Genomic DNA, 15,007 nt, shown 5'->3' with positions numbered 1-15,007 from the left:
CGTAACACAACTGATGAATGTCAGCTCTTGCGAGTGAGGCCGGTGCGCTGGCACTTCGGGCACCAGAACAAGTTGCGACCGGCCAATATCTCGGTCCGGACCACCGAATGGCAGACGTGGCAGCGCTGCCCCTGCCGCCGGTACACGTACACCTCGCCGCCGTGGTCGTCCTGGCGTGGGTCACGGCCCATCGCCTCCGGTGTGTGGTCGTCGGCAACGGTATCGATCCGGCCGGTCTCGACGCCGTACTTCATCAGCTCGAGCAGGTCCTCCCACATCCCCTGCCACTCGCGCTTCTTCACCAGGTGGCCGCGCGTCATCGGGTGCAGCTTCGCCCGGAACAGCACCTCGGCGCGATAGACGTTGCCGACACCACTCAGTACTTCCTGGTCCATCAGCAGTTGCCCGATCGGCAGTTTGCTGCGGTGGATCCGTTTCCAGGCCAGCTCGGGGTCGGCGTCGTCGCGCAGCGGGTCCGGACCGAGCCGGGCCATCAGCGCCTCGCGTTCGGGATCGGTCAGTACCTCGCACACGGTCGCTCCGCGCAGATCGGCGTACGACGTCTCGTTCTGCAGGCGGAGCCGGACCTGGCCGACCGGCTCGGGCACCGGGGCCGGCCCGAAGTCGACCTTGCCGATCAGGCCGAGGTGGATGTGCAGCCAGCCCGCGCCCTCGAAGTCGGCGAGGAAGTGTTTGCCGTGGGCCTCGGTCTGCCGCAGCACCTGCCCGTTCAGCCGCGCGGCGCCGTCGGCGAACCGGCCCTGCGGGCTCGACGCATGGACCGGGCGGCCGCCGAACGCGTCCCAGACGTCGTTCGCCAGCCGGTGCAGGGTGTGACCTTCAGGCATGATTCCTCTTATGGGTATGACAGGTTCGTCGGGAGCCAAGGGTCGCAGCGGCCCACCCACCCCGGCGGTCGTCGGCACGGGCCGCTCGATGCGGGCCCGCGACGTCTCCCGCCCGCGTCAGCCGGTCAACCGCCGCCCGGTCGAGCCGAAGCCCTCCGAGCCGCCGCAGGCCGCCGACGACAAGCCGGCCGATCAGGGGAGCGGCGGCAGCTCGCCGGTCGACTCGTAGGCGGACAGCATGTCGATCCGTCGGGTGTGCCGGTCCTCACCCGAGTAGTCGGTGGCCAGGAACGTGTCGACAAACCCGGTCGCCTCGTCCTCGGAGTGCATCCGCGCCCCGACGCTGATCACGTTCGCGTTGTTGTGCTCGCGCCCCAGCCGCGCGGTGTCGGTGCTCCAGGCGAGGATCGCCCGGACGCCCTTCACCTTGTTGGCCGCGATCTGCTCACCGTTGCCGGAGCCACCGATCACGATGCCGAGGCTGCCCTCGTCCTTGGCCACCCCCTCACCGGCCCGCAGGCAGTACGGCGGGTAGTCGTCGACCGCGTCGTACACGGCCGGGCCGTGGTCGACGACGTCGTGTCCGGCAGCCTTGAGGTGCTGGACCAGATGGTTCTTCAGTTCGAAGCCGGCATGGTCGGAGCCGATATGCACTCGCATGGCCGAAGTCTTGCACCTCCTACTGACGGTCCGGCACGCCGGGCACGGTCAGCGCCCCGGTCATCCGGGTCACCTCGGCGTACGCCTGCTCGTACGGCGTTCCGGCCGGATGCAGCGTGTACAGGGCGACGATCGTCCGGTCACCCGGTCCGACAGTCCCCGTGGTGTGCAGGGCATCACTGCGCAGGTCCAGCCCGCTGTCCTGGGGTTTGGCCCGGTCAGAGCCGTACCCGCTCGACCCGTGAAAGCCGGACCACCCCTGCTTGATGCTGAACTCTCTGGGGAAGGCCGACGCGATCCCGAAGTACTGGTCGAAGCCGTCGGTGCCGTGCCGGGTCGCCCGGTGCAGCAGGTCCATCACGTACTGCCGCACCGGCACCGGAGCCTGCTCCAGGAGGTAGCGGTAGATCCGGACGGTGTCCGCGGCCGTGATGGCGACGTATCCCCAGAAACCTGGATGGGTGGCGGGCGGCCCGGCCGTGTGGGTCAGGCCGAGCCGCTTCACCATCCGGTCGACGATGGCGCCACCGCCGAGTTCCTCCCAATAATGGCTCGCCGCGTCGTCGTCACTGCTGCGCAACATGACCTCGAGGCGCGTCCGGTCGTCACTCGGTACGTCGTCCGCCGGTGAGCGGTCCCAGAGATAGTCGAGCACGATGAGCAGCTTCACCACGGAAGCGGACCGGAACCGATGGTCCTCGTTGTGCCGCTGGACGAACTGACCGGTCTGGCGGTCGTAGACGGCGACCCCCGCAGTCACACCGGAAGGGACGGGAACAGTCATCTGGAACCTACTCACCACTGGGGGGAATTCTTGGTGAGCAACCTTCACCAGTCGGCGTGGTTCGAAACAAGCCTTGAACCACAGACCGAATCAGTCGAAGATCGGGCCGCGATCCCGGGTCCGCTTGATCTCGAAGAAGCCCTCGGTGCCGGCCACCAGGCGGACGCCGTCCCAGAGCTTGCCGGCCGCCTCACCCTTCGGGGCGGGCGTGACCACCGGGCCGAAGAAGGCGGTGCCCTCGACGGCGATGACCGGCGTACCGACCTCCATGCCGACCAGGTCCATGCCGGCGTGGTGCGACTTCTTCAGGGCGTCGTCGTACCGGTCGGTGTCGGCGGCCTCGATCAGCGACGCCGGCAGACCGACCTCGGCGAGCGCCTCCTTGACCACGTCACCCTTGCCGTCGCCGATGCCACGACCCTCGACGTGGATCCGCCGGCCGAGCGCGGTGTAGAGGGGCAGCAGCACCTCGTTGCCGTGGGCTTGCTCGGCCGCGATCAGCACCCGGACCGGGCCGACGAGGTTGCGCAGGTTCTGCTTGTACTTCTCGTCCAGATTGTCACGCCCTTCGTTCAGTACGGACAGGCTCATCACGTGCCAGGTGGTCGTCACATCGCGGACCTGCTCGACCTCGAGCATCCAGCGAGACGTCATCCAGGCCCAGGGGCAGGCCGGATCGAACCAGAAATCAGCGGAGGCAGTCATATTCTCCATCATACAAAATCGAACGACTATGCACCGGTTTGGTATCCATGCCTCAATGTCGCGGGGAAACCGTCGGCGAACCGGGCTGCCAGGTGCATAGGATGCCGACATGCCTGGAACCAACCTCACGCGCGACGAGGCGCGTACCCGTGCCGGGGTGGTCAGCGACGTCGAGTACACGATCGAGCTCGACCTGACCAACGCCCCGAGCGGCGCTCCGACCTTCCGGTCGGCGACCACCATCACGTTCGCCGGCACGGCCGGCGCGAGCACCTTCGCCGACCTGATCGCGGAGAAGGTCCGTGAGGTGACCCTGAACGGCCGCTCGCTCGACCCGGAGACGGTGTACGACGGCGCCCGCGTCCAGCTGGACGAGCTGGCGGAGCGCAACGAGCTGACTGTGATCGCGGACTGCACCTACTCGCGTACCGGTGAAGGGCTGCACCGCTCGGTCGACCCGGCCGACAAGGAGACCTACCTCTACACGCAGTTCGAGGTACCGGACGCCCGCCGGGTGTTCACCACCTTCGAGCAGCCCGACCTCAAGGCCCCTTTCACATTCACCGTGTCCGCACCGGCCCGCTGGGTGGTCATCTCCAACGCACCGACGCCCGAGCCCACGGCGTACCAGGGTGAGAACGGCGAGGAGCTGGCCCGCTGGGACTTCCCGCCGACCGAGCGGATGTCGACGTACATCACCGCGGTGGTGGCCGGGCCGTACCACGTCGTCACGGATTCGTACGACGGTCCGCACGGCAGCTATCCGTTGTCGCTGCTCTGCCGTCCGTCACTGAAGGAAGCTCTCGACGTCGAGGACCTGTTCGAGGTGACCAAGCAGGGCTTCGAGCTGTTCGAGCAGGCCTTCGGTACGCCGTACCCGTTCCACAAGTACGACCAGGCGTTCGTGCCCGAGTACAACATGGGCGCGATGGAGAACGCGGGCTGCGTGACCCTGCGGGACGAGTACATCTTCCGCAGCCGGACCACGCACGCCGAGATGGAAGCCCGCGCCAACACGGTCCTGCACGAGCTCGCCCACATGTGGTTCGGCGACCTGGTCACGATGACCTGGTGGGACGACCTGTGGCTGAACGAGTCGTTCGCCGAGTGGGCCAGCCACTGGGCGCAGGCGGTCGCGACGACCAAGTACGCCGGTTCCTGGACGACCTTCTGCAACGCGCGGAAGAACTGGGCCTACCGGCAGGACCAGCTGCCCTCGACGCACCCGATCGCGGCCGACATGGTCGACTTCCACGCGGTCGAGGTGAACTTCGACGGCATCACCTACGCCAAGGGCGCGTCGACGCTGCGGCAGCTGGTCGCGTTCGTCGGTGAGGACACCTTCATCAGCGCGCTGAAGGAGTACTTCTCGGACCACGCGTTCGGCAACACCGAGCTGACCGACCTGCTGAAGCCGCTGGAGAAGGCGTCCGGGCGCGACCTGGACGACTGGACCGAGCGCTGGCTGCGGACGGCCGGTGTCAACACGCTGCGGGCCGACTTCGCGGTCGACGCCGAGGGTGCGTTCACGTCGTTCGCGATCGAGCAGACCGCGGCGGAGAACTTCCCGGTCCTGCGGCCGCACCGGCTGGCGGTCGGCCTGTACCGCCGTACCGGCGAAGGCCTGGTCCGGACCGAGCGGTTCGAGGTCGACATCGACGGACCGCGCACCGAGCTGGCCGAGCTGGTCGGCGCGACCCAGCCGGACCTGGTGCTGCTGAACGACGACGACCTCACCTACGCCAAGATCCGGCTGGACGAGCGGTCCCGGGCCACCCTGGTCGAGTCGATCGACCAGCTGACCGAATCGTTGCCCCGGGCCCTTGCCTGGGGTGCGGCCTGGGACATGACCCGCGACGCCGAGATGCCGGCCAGCCAGTACGTCGGCATCGTGCTGCGCGGGATCAAGGCCGAGACCGATCTGACCGGCGTACGGGCACTGCTCGGGCAGGCGACCAGCGCGATCAACCTCTACGCGGCCCCGGAGAACCGGCCGGCGCTGCGGGCGCAGTTCGAGGAGGCACTGGCCGAGCTGCTCGCCAACGCCGAAGCGGGCAGCGACCACCAGCTCGCGTTCGCCCGGGCCTACAGCTCCGCGGTGTTCTCCGATGCGGGCGCCGACCGGCTGGCCGCGTGGCTCGACGACCGCGACCTGCCCGCGGGGCTGGTGGTCGACACCGACCTGCGCTGGACGCTGATCGTGGCGCTGGCCCGGCTCGGCCGGATCGGTGCCGACGAGATCGACGACGAGCTGACCCGGGACACCACCATCACCGGGCAGGAGCGGGCCGCACAGGCACGGGCCGCCCGGCCGACCGCCGAGGCCAAGGCAGACGCGTGGCGGATCGCGGTCGAGTCCGGGGACACCCCGAACGAGACGCAGTTCCGGACCATCCTCGGGTTCCAGCAGCCGGGCCAGGAGGACCTGCTCCGGCCGTACGTCGAGAAGTACCTGAGCGCGGCCAAGGACGTCTACTCCCGCCTCGGCTCCTCGATGGGCGAGAACGTGCTGGTCTACCTGTCGCCGCGCCACCTGCCGGAGCAGCCGACGCTCGACGCACTCACGTCCTGGTTGTCGACGGAGTCGTCGTCGGTGGACGCTCCCACCCTGCGCTACGTCAGCGAAGCCCAGGCCGACCTGACCCGTGCTCTTACGGCCCAGGCCCGCGACGCGAGCTGACGCGGGATCACAACACCGCCGGTCTCTGGTTGAGGCCGGCGGTGTTGTGTTGGACCAGGGAGGAGTAAGACTGGGGCGGTGCCCGCTTCTGACCCCGCCCTGGCCGGTGCGGCAGCTGTTGCGCTGACCGGACTGGCCGAGGCGTACCGTCCTCGCCCTGTCACTCCACTGATGCCCTGGCGCTATCCGCATCGCCTGGTGAAGCCGTACATCATCACCGCGCGCGGACGGCAGTGGGACGACCAGATGGTCGACGTCGCCCGCGCTACCGCGACCCGGCAGCTCGAGTTCGACGACGCGATGGGCTCGGTCGGGCTCGGCGTCGTCGTACTGCACCTCGGTGACGACGGGATCTATCTGGTCGTGCACAGCTGGGCGAAGGACTTCCAGTCCCGGTTGAGCATCTTCAGCGGGATGGACGTCGACGACCTGCGACCGGCCCCGATCGGTGCGGCGCCGTGTGTCTGGGAGCTGGAGGTGCTCAGCCACGAACGGGCGTCGTACGTGAACCACATCCTCAGCGCCGAGGTCGACGTGGACACGTGGCTCGACGACGCCCTGGACACCCGACCGCAACCGAAACACGACGGCATCCCGTCCGGCACTTAGTCACAGCTCGCGCCACCGCCCCGGACAGTGGTAGCGCGAACGCTACCGGTAAGGATCAAACGATTGTTCTTCGGCGGACAGTGAGGAGCTGACTGCGGGGTGCGATTCCCTTGTCAACAAGGAGATTCTCATCACGTGAGCAGTACTCATTTATGCAGTGGTTCGGTTTAAGCTGCACGCAATTGACCGCCACCGGGGAATCTGGGGAGGGACCCTTGCCGTGACACCCGTGGATCACCGGAGGCCACCCGCCCGACGACAACAGAAGAGCCCTTCCCGGCAGAGTCATTCCCCGCACAGTCACGTCCGCAAGCCTCAGCGCTCGCACAGTGCGGTCGGCGCGGCGATCGTGGCCGCCGCCGCGATGGTCGCCGTGTTCGCGTTCATCCTGACCCGGGGGTCGTCGAACCCGCCCACCGACGACGGTCTGCGGGGCGGTGCCGTGGCTAACGGCGGAGCGGGAGCACCGGCGGCGAGCGCGCCGAAGAGCACGGATCCGTCCCCGTCGGTCAACACGGCCAAGGCGGATCGCAAGCCGCCGGCCTCCTCGGCCGCGCCGAAGGCGAAGGCACAGACGAGCGCGACGCCGAACACCGGCGCAACCTCGCCGGTCTTCAAACGCGGTCAGTGGATCGTGGTGATGGAGAAGTACCCGACCGACGTCGGCATGGACGCGGAGCAGCTCGCCAAGAGCACGGCGGTCAAGATGATCACGGCCGGCGTTCCGGCCAAGGCGATGCTGGTCAACGGGCAGTACCCCGGGATCGCCAACAGCTCCCTGGAACCTGTCACGGACACCTGGATCGTCTACCTGGGTCCGGGTACGTCGTCGGCGCAGATGCTCGACCTGTGCTCCGATTCGAGGACACAGCGCGTCCACAGCAGCCCGGCTTGCCCCACCTTCGAACCAGCCGGTGCGCCAGGTAGCTAGACCACTGGGTCGGTAGCCAACCGGGCGTGCAGGTGCGAGTCGTGCCGCTCGCCGGTCGGCTCGACGAAGAACTCGCGCATCGTGCCTTCCAGCTGGAAGCCGGCCCGGGTCGCGACCCGGCACGAGCCTTCGTTGACGAGGGCGTGGTCCAGCGACAGCCTGTGCAGGCCCAGTCCGTCCTTCGCGAAGGACCAGCGCGCTGCTGCGTCCAGCGCGCGAGCGGCAAGCCCACGGCCGCGTGCGGCCGGACTGACCCAGTACGCGACGACCGCCTGGTCGGGCAGCCGGCTGACCTCGCGAATCGACACCGTGGCGAGCACGTAGTCGCTGGCAGCGTCCGCGACCGCGAAGACCGCGTTGCCGCGGAGCCAACCGTCGACCCGCCTCTCGAGCCACCGTTTCGCCCGCTGCTCCGCGGGCGTCCGGATCACCGCCGTACCCGCGGTCCAGCGAAGGATCCCCGGATCCCGCAGTGCTTCGGCGACCGCAGGCTCGTCCGTCCACACGAACGGGCGCAGGACGAGGTCGTCCAGCTCGATGCGGTGTGGCTGGAGCAGCCGGCTCACTGCTGGTGCGGCTCGTTCGCGTGCAGCAGCGGGGCCTGGTGAGCGTGCGTACCCAGCTGCTGTACGCCGGTGACGAGACCGCCGGTCAGGTCACCCGTGGCGAACGAGGTCTGCATGGACAGCGCGGCCAGGCCGGCCGCGGTGTCCGAGAGCTGCCGCTTCGCGAGCGACCCGGTGACGATCTCCAGCCGGCGGCCGGCCGGGTCGACGTACACCAGGACACTGCGGTCCGGGTCGTCCAGCTCGTTCAGCAGCTCGAGGGCGAACGGACGGGTCTCGGAGTCGGCACCACCGACGTACACGGAGAAGTGCAGGCCGGAGGCCTCCTCGGCGTGCCGGACCGCCCTCTCGATGTCGTAGAGCTGATCAGGGGTGAATGCGTCACCAGCTGGCACTTGCGCCTCCGGTCGAACGGGCGACGCCTGCACCGGCGCTCGCAGTGGTCCCCGGTGCGGCAGGCAGCTCGGGCAGGTTGGCTGGGTCCGGCTTCGTCGCGGTCGGCCCGTTGATCCAGACCGGCGGAGCCCACCAGGACAGGCCCGGGCGGTAGCGCGGTCCGTTCGCGATCGACGGCGCGAAGACCAGGAGCGCCACCACCGCGATGAGCAGTGCGGGGATGCCGACGAACACCAGCAGGGTGTGGCCGGAAACTTCAGTGATCACACCCAGAGCCTAGTCCCCGGCTCCCCGCACCTCGTCAGCGGCTAACAACCTCCGCAGTTGTAGTACGTGATGTCCCAGTGGTTGCCTTCGTTGGCGTAGATGTTGCCCGCGCCCGAGCGCCACTGCTGGGCGCCGTCACCGCGGTCGGCGATCCGGGTGAAGGTGTTGCGGATGTAGTTGCTCACACAGGTGTAGACCGAGATGTCGACCTTGTACCCGTTGCGGTGGCTGTAGGTGCCGGAGGCGTGGCCGACCTCGGTCCCGCCGGTGATGTTCACCGCGCATCCACTCGCCTGCTTCAGCGTGCGGACGCCGTACACGGTGCTGTCGTTGATGTTGGTGAACGACGTGCAGGTCGGGTTGTTCCAGTCGGAACAGCCGCCGCTGGACGACCAGGTGATCCCGGCGGCCCGGAAGATCGCGGTGGCCTGCGAGTGCGTCATCTTGGTGAGCGCGGCGGCCTGTTCGACGGCGACCACACCGGGCAGGAGACCGGCGAGGACGGCGACGATCGGGACGAGAACGCGGCGGAGCACAGTCTTCATGGGGACACTCCTTGAAATACGGGGCGGATATTTCAAGGAGTGCACTTCCCAGGAAAGTTATTGACGAAACGTCCGGTTGAATCAGAAACGAACATCCGAACACTGGTAGAAGGCGTTCACCGTGTCGTGGATGGTCCAGACGGCGAGGATCATGTGCCGTCCGGTCCGGCCGCTCGGCACGGTGCCGGCGTGACTGACGTTGTTGGCCGGCCGCGCGCCGTTCATGGTGACGGTCAGGAACGGATTCAGGTCGAGTGCCGACCGGGTCAGCGGAGCGTTCTGATTCCAGCCCTGCTTGGTGATGTAGTACTTGAAGTCCGTGGTGGCGTGCGGTGCGGTCAGGTACCAGCGGAAGTTGTAGTTCTGACCCGCGGTGAGCTGCTCGGCCGGCCAGGCTCCCCCGCGCTGATCATCCAGCTCGGCGAACTGGGCCAGCCCGGCTGAACAGAGCTTGCCGTCGGCCGGACCGGCCGCCGGGAAGCCCTTCGGGCCTTCGACGCTCTGCGGCTCCCACTGAATCTGGCCGCAGTTCTGGACCGTGCCGTTCTGGCAGTGTTTGGCGCGACTGGTCGGGCCGGTCGTGTAGCCGTGACCGTACGCGAGCGGGACCGACGTGCTGATCGTCAGCGCCAGTGCGCCGACGGCGATTCCGGCCAGGCTGAGCTTTCGTGCTCGGAGCATGCGGACAACTCCTTCAACTGTTGGGGCGGAAAGACAGTGAAGGAAGGCGCCTTCTTGACAGATAGAAAACAACCGTTCAAATCTATTGTCAACGGTTTGTGAGCGGTTGATTACGAATAGCTAGATATTCAGCGCACCGATCAGCCGCCGAAGCCGCTGGTTGTTCGGCAGATCCTCGATCAGCACCGGCGATCCGTCCGGCCCGCCGAGCGGCACCCGCCAGTTCGGGTACTCGTCCGTGGTGCCCGGCTGATTCTGCGTACGACGCTCGCCCACGGCATCCGTCAACGCCACGCCGACCAGCTTCGCCGGGGTGTGACCGACGTACTGGTGGAGCGCCTCGACGATGCGCTCCACGTCACCGTCGGTGTCGCGCAGTAGGTGTCGCTCGCGCAGTGCGTTGAGCCACGAGTCCCGCTCGGCCTCGTCCACCTCGAGCTCCTCGGCGACGGGTCGGGTCAGCAGTCCGAGCTGGTGTCGGAGCTCCACGTGGTCCCCGGCCAGGTAGCCGGCGGTTGGAGGCAGGTCATGGGTGGTGACCGTGGCCAGGCACAGCTCACGCCACCGCTCCGGCGCCAGCGGCTTGCCGTCAGCGTCCCGCTCGAACCACAGCACCGACGTACCGAGGATGCCGCGCTCGGTCAGGTAGTCGCGTACCCACGGCTCGACTGTGCCGAGGTCCTCCCCCACCACGGTCACACCGGCTCGCGTGGCCTCCAGGACGAGGATGCCGACCAGCGCCTCGTGGTCATACCGGACGTACGTGCCCTCGGTCGGACGCTCCGGCGACGTCACCCACCAGAGCCGGAACATGCCGAGGATGTGGTCGATCCGCAGCCCGCCACCGTGCCGCATCACTGCACGGACCAGGTCCCGCCAGGCGGCGTACCCGGTCTCGGCCAGCGCGTTCGGGCGCCACGGCGGCTGCGACCAGTCCTGCCCCTGCTGGTTGAACGCGTCCGGCGGAGCGCCGACATGGATACCGGGTGCCAGCACGTTCTGCAGCGCCCACGCGTCCGCCCCGTCCGGGTGTACGCCGACAGCCAGGTCGTGTACGACGCCCAGCGACATGCCGGCCGCCTTGGCCCGGGCCTGGGTCCGGGCGAGCTGGTCGTCCAGCTGCCACTGCAGCCAGCAGTGGAACTCCACCGCGTCCGGGTTCTCGTTGCGGAAGGCAACGACGGCCGGAGAGGTCGGCTCCTGCAGTTCCTCGGGCCACTTGCTCCACTCCGGCCCGTGCACGTCGGCGATCGCGGCCCAGGTGGCGAAGTCGATCAGGCCCTGGCTCTCCCGGTCGCAGTACGCGCCGTACTCCGCGATCCGGCCGATCGACGGCCGTACGCCGAACAGCAGCTGCAGTGCCTCTCGCTTGGCAGCCCACACAGTGTCGCGGTCCAGTGCGGTCGCGTCCTCGCTGAGTGCCCGGGTCTGCAGGCTCAGGGCGCGGACCCGATCCCGCTCGGCCGGCGCGAGGTCGCCGTACTCGTCGATGTCCTCGATCCGGAGGTAGATCGGATTGCCGAAGCGCCGCGAGGCCGGCAGGTACGGCGAGGGCTCCATCCGCCCGGAGGTCTCCGCGGCGTGCAGCGGGTTCACCAGTACGAACCCGGCGCCCAGGTCGGTCGCGGACCAGGCAGCCAGGTCTGCGAGGTCGTGCAGGTCGCCTATGCCCCAGGATCGACGCGAGCGAACGGAGTACAGCTGCAGCACCCAGCCCCAGGTGCGGCGCAACTTCTCCGGCTCGAGCTTGCGTGGGGTCACGATGAGCGTGCTGACCGAGATCTCCGGGTTGCTGCCGATCCGCGCGCACAACCGGTGGTAGCCAGTCGGCAGATCGCCCGGCAGCTGGAACGTCGCCTCACCGACCTGTACGCCGTCGATCCACTGCGGCTCGACCCAGTGGTCCTGCTGCGCGATGTCGCGCCGGTGCCCGCCGTCTTCCAGGTCCACCCACACCTCGGCGGTGGACCCGTGCGGCAGGTGTACGGCGAACCAGGGCGTCCAACCCTCCCGCATCACCACAGTCGCCGGCAGCGTACGACGCCAGCGCGCCTGCCGGTGCTCCTCCAGCGCCTCGAACGCCTTCTCCGGTGTGGAAGCGTCGACACCGAGTGCCGCGAGTACGGACGACACCACCTCGGAGGAGACGATCACATGCTCGCCCTGCCAGTTCCAGTACTCCGTCGCCACGCCATGGGCAACCGCTAGCTCGACAAGGGCCGGAGTAGGAGCAGTCACCTCAGCGAGTCTGCCGCATCAACCGCCCCAACGCGCATACGCCGCGCGCCGTTGTTATCGGTTCGCGCGCCTACGGCTGAGCAGCAGTACTGCGACCAGCAGAACCGCACTGGCGACCACGAGGCCAATAGCCACACCAGCCATGTTGTCGGTGAGCTGGTAGAGCGCTGTCGGCCAGATGACCAGCAGGATCGCGCACCCCACCACCGCGTACGCCGACGCGTGCCGGCGACCGTAGGCGAACAGCAGCGCGGCCGGACCGGCGGTGCCGACCGCGAGCGCCATGATCTCGCCGCGCTCCTGGATCAGCCAGCAGATGGACGAGCTGAACATCGCGGCCCCGGCCAGGGACCACGCGGTCACCTGGTCCCGGACCAGCCCGAGCATTGCCAGCACGAACGCGACCAGGATGAATCCGGTCCCGGCGATCCCGGCACTGGTGTCCGACGCCCCGGTGTCCGGAGTGAGGACATCTGCCGTGATCACCAACACACCGACGGACAGAATCGCAAAGGTTGCCACTAGCAACGATGAGCCGGCCAGCCACCACAGTCCGGCGCCGGCCAGGGCGAGCGCGACGGCGACCCCGACGACGCGACCGGTCTCGCCTTCGATCGCAACGTACGTGGCGAAGCCGGCCACACAGCACCCCAGCGACGCCAGCGCCGAGCTGAGCTGCTCGCGGCGGCGCAACACGCCGAGGACGGCTGCCACGCCGAGCAGGATGACGGCTGCGCTGGTGCCGGTGGTCACGCGGGCGGCGCGCCCCATCTCACCCCAGTTCGCGACCGTGAGCAGTGCTACCGCGCCGAGGAGTAACGCTCCGCCGATGTACCCGAGCACCTCGATCAAGGCACTCGCATGTGACGCAACCGGCGGCGTCTTGGGCCTCCCGGGGACCGCATCGGTCGGAGGCTGCGGCTGGGGCCGGCCGGGATCGGCCAGGGCCGCCGCGACCTCGGCGTCCGCGGCGTCCCGCAGCGCTTCGGCCTGGTACTGGCGCAGCACACCCGCGCTCACGAGCCTGGACAACTCGTCATCCAGTCGGCTGGGCATGCGATCGCGTCTCCCTTGGCAAACTCACTAAGATCGGGCGGCGAGATGCCTATTCTGACCAGCTACCTTGTGTCCTTGTTCAGTCACCCCCTGTTTTCGCTGCCGGAGTCCTTCCCGACCTTCTTCCGAATGGGCAACGACGGCAACCTGGAGGTGACCGACCAGATCATCGTTGTCCCGGCCCGGATCGCCGGGCTGATCATCGGCTTCTTCGTGCTGCGCTGGGTGCTGCACAAGGTGATCCGCCGGTTCGCCCGCCGGACCGGGAACGGTGCCGTCGCCGGCGTCCTGGCGAAGTCCAAGATCGGCCAGGGATTCGTCGAGAACACCCTGGCCAGCGAGCGCCGGACCCAGCGGGCCGAGACGATCGCCTCGCTGCTGTGCAGCACGGTGACGATCGTGCTGAGCGCTGTCACCGTGGTGATGGTGCTGGCCGAGCTCGGCTTCAACATCATGCCGGTGATCGCATCGGCAAGCATCATCGGCGTCGCCCTCGGCTTCGGCGCGCAGACGCTGGTGAAGGACTTTCTGGCCGGCGTCTTCATGATCTTCGAGGACCAGTACGGCGTCGGCGACCTGATCGACATGGAGAAGGCGACCGGTGTGGTCGTGGCGGTCGGCCTGCGGATCACCACACTGCGCGGCGACGACGGCACCACCTGGTACGTCCGCAACGGCGAGGTCCTCCGGATCGGCAACCTCACCACCCGCGACCCCGAGAGCAGCGCGCCGTCAGGGGTCGGCAGCGCCACCGAACGAGCCGAAGAGGTCAAGCCGGAAGACGAAAGTGCGGCGACCGGAACACCGGACGGAAACCGAGCTTCAGATACAGCCGCTCGGCAGCCGACCCCTCGACCACCTGCAAGGTGAGCCGTCCGCCGGCCGCGTCCCGCCGCGCCTGACCCAGCAGCGTCGAGGCCAGCCCTCTCCCCCGGTACGCCGGTTTCGTCGCGACGGCGTAGATGCCGAAGACCTCGCCGGTGCGGAACACCAGCGTGATCGAGGCCGGGTCACCGTCGACCCGGAGCAGGTAGAAGGACTGGTCCGGCTCGGCGTAGTTCCGCAGCGCCATCGCCCGGAGCTCCTGCCGCCACCATTCGACGTCAGGATCGTCCTCCCCCAGGAAGGCGGCGGCCTGCACCTCGGCGAAAGCCACCGCGTCCTCGTCCGTGCCGACCGGGGCCAGCGGCTCACCAGCAGCCTCTGCTGCCGGTGACTCCATGTGCACCAGCACTTCGGCCGGTTCGAATCCGGCCTCCGTCAGCCGCTGCTCCCAGCCGTCCCCACTCCACGGCACCAGCCGCACGGCCGACGTCTCGTCCGGGATGCCGGCATCCGCGCTCAGCGGGATCCAGCACGAGAAGAAGTCGTCCGCCCCCATCACCTCGATCCCTGCGGCGCTCCGCCGTACCTCCCCTCGGTGAGCAGCCAGGAAAGCCAGGTGGTTGTCGAGCAGCACAGAGTCGCCGGGCACGCTCGCAGTATGACCGCGGCCCGGCAGACCTGTCTGGCCGGAACACGACAAGGAACGGCCCTCAACAACAACGCCGCCCGCGCAACTCGGTTGCGCGGGCGGCGTGCTACCACGTGGGTCAGGCGGTGAAGCTGACGTCGAGGGTGATCGGAGCCGCGAGCGCCTGGGAGACCGGGCAGTTCTTCTTCGCGCCCTCGGCGAACTCGGCGAACTCGTCAGCGGTGATCCCTGGCACGTTGCCGACCACCGACAGCTTGATGCCGGTGATGCCCTCACCCGGCTGGAAGGTCACGTCCGCCTGGGTGTCGAGCGCCGCCGGCGGGTTGCCGGCCTGCGCCAGCGCGTGCGACAGCGCCATCGAGAAGCAGGCCGAGTGGGCGGCGCCGAGCAGCTCCTCCGGGCTGGTCCTGCCGCTGGCCTCGGGCTCGGTGCGGGCGGCCCAGGTCACGTCGAAGCTGCCGAGGCCCGACGACTCGAGGTTGACCTGACCGGCCCCCTCCAGCAGCGAACCTTCCCAGTGGGCCTTGGCGGTACGGGTTGCGGCCATGCTCGTGTTTCTCCTTCGAA

18 protein-coding genes are annotated in these 15,007 nt (G+C 68.5%); 5 read left to right on the top strand and 13 right to left on the bottom strand.

The window, feature by feature from the left end:
* Window positions 1–20 precede the first annotated feature (20 nt).
* Window positions 21–848: an Fpg/Nei family DNA glycosylase gene (locus ACGFIF_RS38480; RefSeq protein WP_393161686.1), complete on the bottom strand. Its 828-nt coding sequence runs from the start codon at window positions 846–848 to the stop codon at window positions 21–23.
* Window positions 849–858: 10 nt separating this feature from the next.
* Here ACGFIF_RS38480 and ACGFIF_RS38475 point away from each other — a divergent pair, with 10 nt between their 5' ends.
* Complete coding sequence (locus tag ACGFIF_RS38475; RefSeq protein ID WP_393161684.1) at window positions 859–1,077, top strand: hypothetical protein; 219 nt, start codon at window positions 859–861, stop codon at window positions 1,075–1,077.
* On the opposite strand, the gene ACGFIF_RS38470 is transcribed toward ACGFIF_RS38475, so the two are convergent.
* The 3 genes from ACGFIF_RS38470 to ACGFIF_RS38460 form a co-directional block, all read right to left on the bottom strand.
* Window positions 1,041–1,508 (bottom strand): ribose-5-phosphate isomerase, encoded by a 468-nt coding sequence (locus ACGFIF_RS38470; protein ID WP_132207574.1) that lies wholly within the window; start codon window positions 1,506–1,508, stop codon window positions 1,041–1,043. The genes ACGFIF_RS38475 and ACGFIF_RS38470 overlap by 37 nt on opposite strands.
* A 19-nt stretch (window positions 1,509–1,527) precedes the next feature.
* Window positions 1,528–2,292 (bottom strand): hypothetical protein, encoded by a 765-nt coding sequence (locus ACGFIF_RS38465; RefSeq protein WP_393161681.1) that lies wholly within the window; start codon window positions 2,290–2,292, stop codon window positions 1,528–1,530.
* 90 nt (window positions 2,293–2,382) lie between these two features.
* Complete coding sequence (locus ACGFIF_RS38460; RefSeq protein WP_393161679.1) at window positions 2,383–2,997, bottom strand: DsbA family protein; 615 nt, start codon at window positions 2,995–2,997, stop codon at window positions 2,383–2,385.
* A 109-nt stretch (window positions 2,998–3,106) separates the two neighbouring features.
* On the opposite strand from ACGFIF_RS38460, the gene pepN reads away from it, so the two are divergent.
* The 3 genes from pepN (at window position 3,107) to ACGFIF_RS38445 (ending at window position 7,217) form a co-directional block, all read left to right on the top strand.
* Window positions 3,107–5,677 (top strand): aminopeptidase N, encoded by a 2,571-nt coding sequence (pepN, locus tag ACGFIF_RS38455; RefSeq protein WP_393161677.1) that lies wholly within the window; start codon window positions 3,107–3,109, stop codon window positions 5,675–5,677.
* 78 nt (window positions 5,678–5,755) lie between these two features.
* Window positions 5,756–6,286: a hypothetical protein gene (locus ACGFIF_RS38450; protein ID WP_393161675.1), complete on the top strand. Its 531-nt coding sequence runs from the start codon at window positions 5,756–5,758 to the stop codon at window positions 6,284–6,286.
* Between the two features lie 229 nt (window positions 6,287–6,515).
* Window positions 6,516–7,217: a hypothetical protein gene (locus ACGFIF_RS38445; RefSeq protein ID WP_393161673.1), complete on the top strand. Its 702-nt coding sequence runs from the start codon at window positions 6,516–6,518 to the stop codon at window positions 7,215–7,217.
* On the opposite strand, the gene ACGFIF_RS38440 is transcribed toward ACGFIF_RS38445, so the two are convergent.
* The 7 genes from ACGFIF_RS38440 to ACGFIF_RS38410 form a co-directional block, all read right to left on the bottom strand.
* On the bottom strand, window positions 7,214–7,783 hold the full coding sequence (locus ACGFIF_RS38440; protein ID WP_393161671.1) for a GNAT family N-acetyltransferase: 570 nt from the start codon (window positions 7,781–7,783) through the stop codon (window positions 7,214–7,216). The genes ACGFIF_RS38445 and ACGFIF_RS38440 overlap by 4 nt on opposite strands.
* Window positions 7,780–8,178, bottom strand: coding sequence for a DUF5130 family protein (locus ACGFIF_RS38435; RefSeq protein WP_393161669.1), 399 nt, complete (start codon window positions 8,176–8,178; stop codon window positions 7,780–7,782). Before ACGFIF_RS38435 ends, ACGFIF_RS38440 begins: the two co-directional genes overlap by 4 nt.
* Window positions 8,165–8,446: a hypothetical protein gene (locus ACGFIF_RS38430; RefSeq protein ID WP_393161667.1), complete on the bottom strand. Its 282-nt coding sequence runs from the start codon at window positions 8,444–8,446 to the stop codon at window positions 8,165–8,167. Before ACGFIF_RS38430 ends, ACGFIF_RS38435 begins: the two co-directional genes overlap by 14 nt.
* 41 nt (window positions 8,447–8,487) lie before the next feature.
* Entirely contained in the window at window positions 8,488–8,991 is a 504-nt protein-coding gene (locus tag ACGFIF_RS38425; RefSeq protein WP_393161665.1) for a hypothetical protein, read from the bottom strand.
* A gap of 81 nt (window positions 8,992–9,072) precedes the next feature.
* A complete protein-coding gene (locus ACGFIF_RS38420; protein WP_393161663.1) occupies window positions 9,073–9,672 on the bottom strand; it encodes a lytic polysaccharide monooxygenase in 600 nt (199 codons plus the stop codon).
* A 120-nt stretch (window positions 9,673–9,792) separates the two neighbouring features.
* Window positions 9,793–11,910 carry a 4-alpha-glucanotransferase gene (malQ, locus tag ACGFIF_RS38415; protein WP_393161661.1) on the bottom strand — a complete coding sequence of 706 codons (2,118 nt, stop codon included), beginning with the start codon at window positions 11,908–11,910 and terminating at the stop codon, window positions 9,793–9,795.
* 54 nt (window positions 11,911–11,964) lie between these two features.
* Window positions 11,965–12,966, bottom strand: a complete 1,002-nt coding sequence (locus ACGFIF_RS38410) for a hypothetical protein (RefSeq protein ID WP_393161659.1) — start codon at window positions 12,964–12,966, stop codon at window positions 11,965–11,967.
* A gap of 69 nt (window positions 12,967–13,035) precedes the next feature.
* Between ACGFIF_RS38410 and ACGFIF_RS38405 the strand changes: the two genes are divergently transcribed.
* Window positions 13,036–13,836, top strand: a complete 801-nt coding sequence (locus tag ACGFIF_RS38405) for a mechanosensitive ion channel family protein (protein WP_393161961.1) — start codon at window positions 13,036–13,038, stop codon at window positions 13,834–13,836.
* Here the strand turns inward: ACGFIF_RS38405 and ACGFIF_RS38400 are convergent.
* Together ACGFIF_RS38400 and ACGFIF_RS38395 are read right to left on the bottom strand one after the other, a co-directional pair.
* Window positions 13,736–14,440, bottom strand: a complete 705-nt coding sequence (locus ACGFIF_RS38400; protein WP_393161657.1) for a GNAT family N-acetyltransferase — start codon at window positions 14,438–14,440, stop codon at window positions 13,736–13,738. The genes ACGFIF_RS38405 and ACGFIF_RS38400 overlap by 101 nt on opposite strands.
* Before the next feature lie 118 nt (window positions 14,441–14,558).
* Window positions 14,559–14,987: an OsmC family peroxiredoxin gene (locus ACGFIF_RS38395; protein WP_393161655.1), complete on the bottom strand. Its 429-nt coding sequence runs from the start codon at window positions 14,985–14,987 to the stop codon at window positions 14,559–14,561.
* Window positions 14,988–15,007: the final 20 nt, after the last annotated feature.

The sequence above is a fragment of the Kribbella sp. NPDC049174 genome, from assembly GCF_043197365.1.
GTDB lineage: Bacteria > Actinomycetota > Actinomycetes > Propionibacteriales > Kribbellaceae > Kribbella.
Note: the sequence above shows the minus strand (reverse complement) of the source record. Positions and strands in the feature narration are given on the sequence as shown.

What these genes read in the sequence shown, in the direction of transcription:
- ACGFIF_RS38395 (WP_393161655.1), bottom strand. Translation starts at nt 14,987, where the DNA reads ATGGCCGCAACCCGTACCGCCAAGGCCCACTGGGAAGGTTCGCTGCTG.
- ACGFIF_RS38460 (WP_393161679.1), bottom strand. Translation starts at nt 2,997, where the DNA reads ATGACTGCCTCCGCTGATTTCTGGTTCGATCCGGCCTGCCCCTGGGCC.
- ACGFIF_RS38475 (WP_393161684.1), top strand. Translation starts at nt 859, where the DNA reads ATGGGTATGACAGGTTCGTCGGGAGCCAAGGGTCGCAGCGGCCCACCC.
- ACGFIF_RS38420 (WP_393161663.1), bottom strand. Translation starts at nt 9,672, where the DNA reads ATGCTCCGAGCACGAAAGCTCAGCCTGGCCGGAATCGCCGTCGGCGCA.
- ACGFIF_RS38410 (WP_393161659.1), bottom strand. Translation starts at nt 12,966, where the DNA reads ATGCCCAGCCGACTGGATGACGAGTTGTCCAGGCTCGTGAGCGCGGGT.
- ACGFIF_RS38480 (WP_393161686.1), bottom strand. Translation starts at nt 848, where the DNA reads ATGCCTGAAGGTCACACCCTGCACCGGCTGGCGAACGACGTCTGGGAC.
- pepN (WP_393161677.1), top strand. Translation starts at nt 3,107, where the DNA reads ATGCCTGGAACCAACCTCACGCGCGACGAGGCGCGTACCCGTGCCGGG.
- ACGFIF_RS38470 (WP_132207574.1), bottom strand. Translation starts at nt 1,508, where the DNA reads ATGCGAGTGCATATCGGCTCCGACCATGCCGGCTTCGAACTGAAGAAC.
- ACGFIF_RS38465 (WP_393161681.1), bottom strand. Translation starts at nt 2,292, where the DNA reads ATGACTGTTCCCGTCCCTTCCGGTGTGACTGCGGGGGTCGCCGTCTAC.
- ACGFIF_RS38425 (WP_393161665.1), bottom strand. Translation starts at nt 8,991, where the DNA reads ATGAAGACTGTGCTCCGCCGCGTTCTCGTCCCGATCGTCGCCGTCCTC.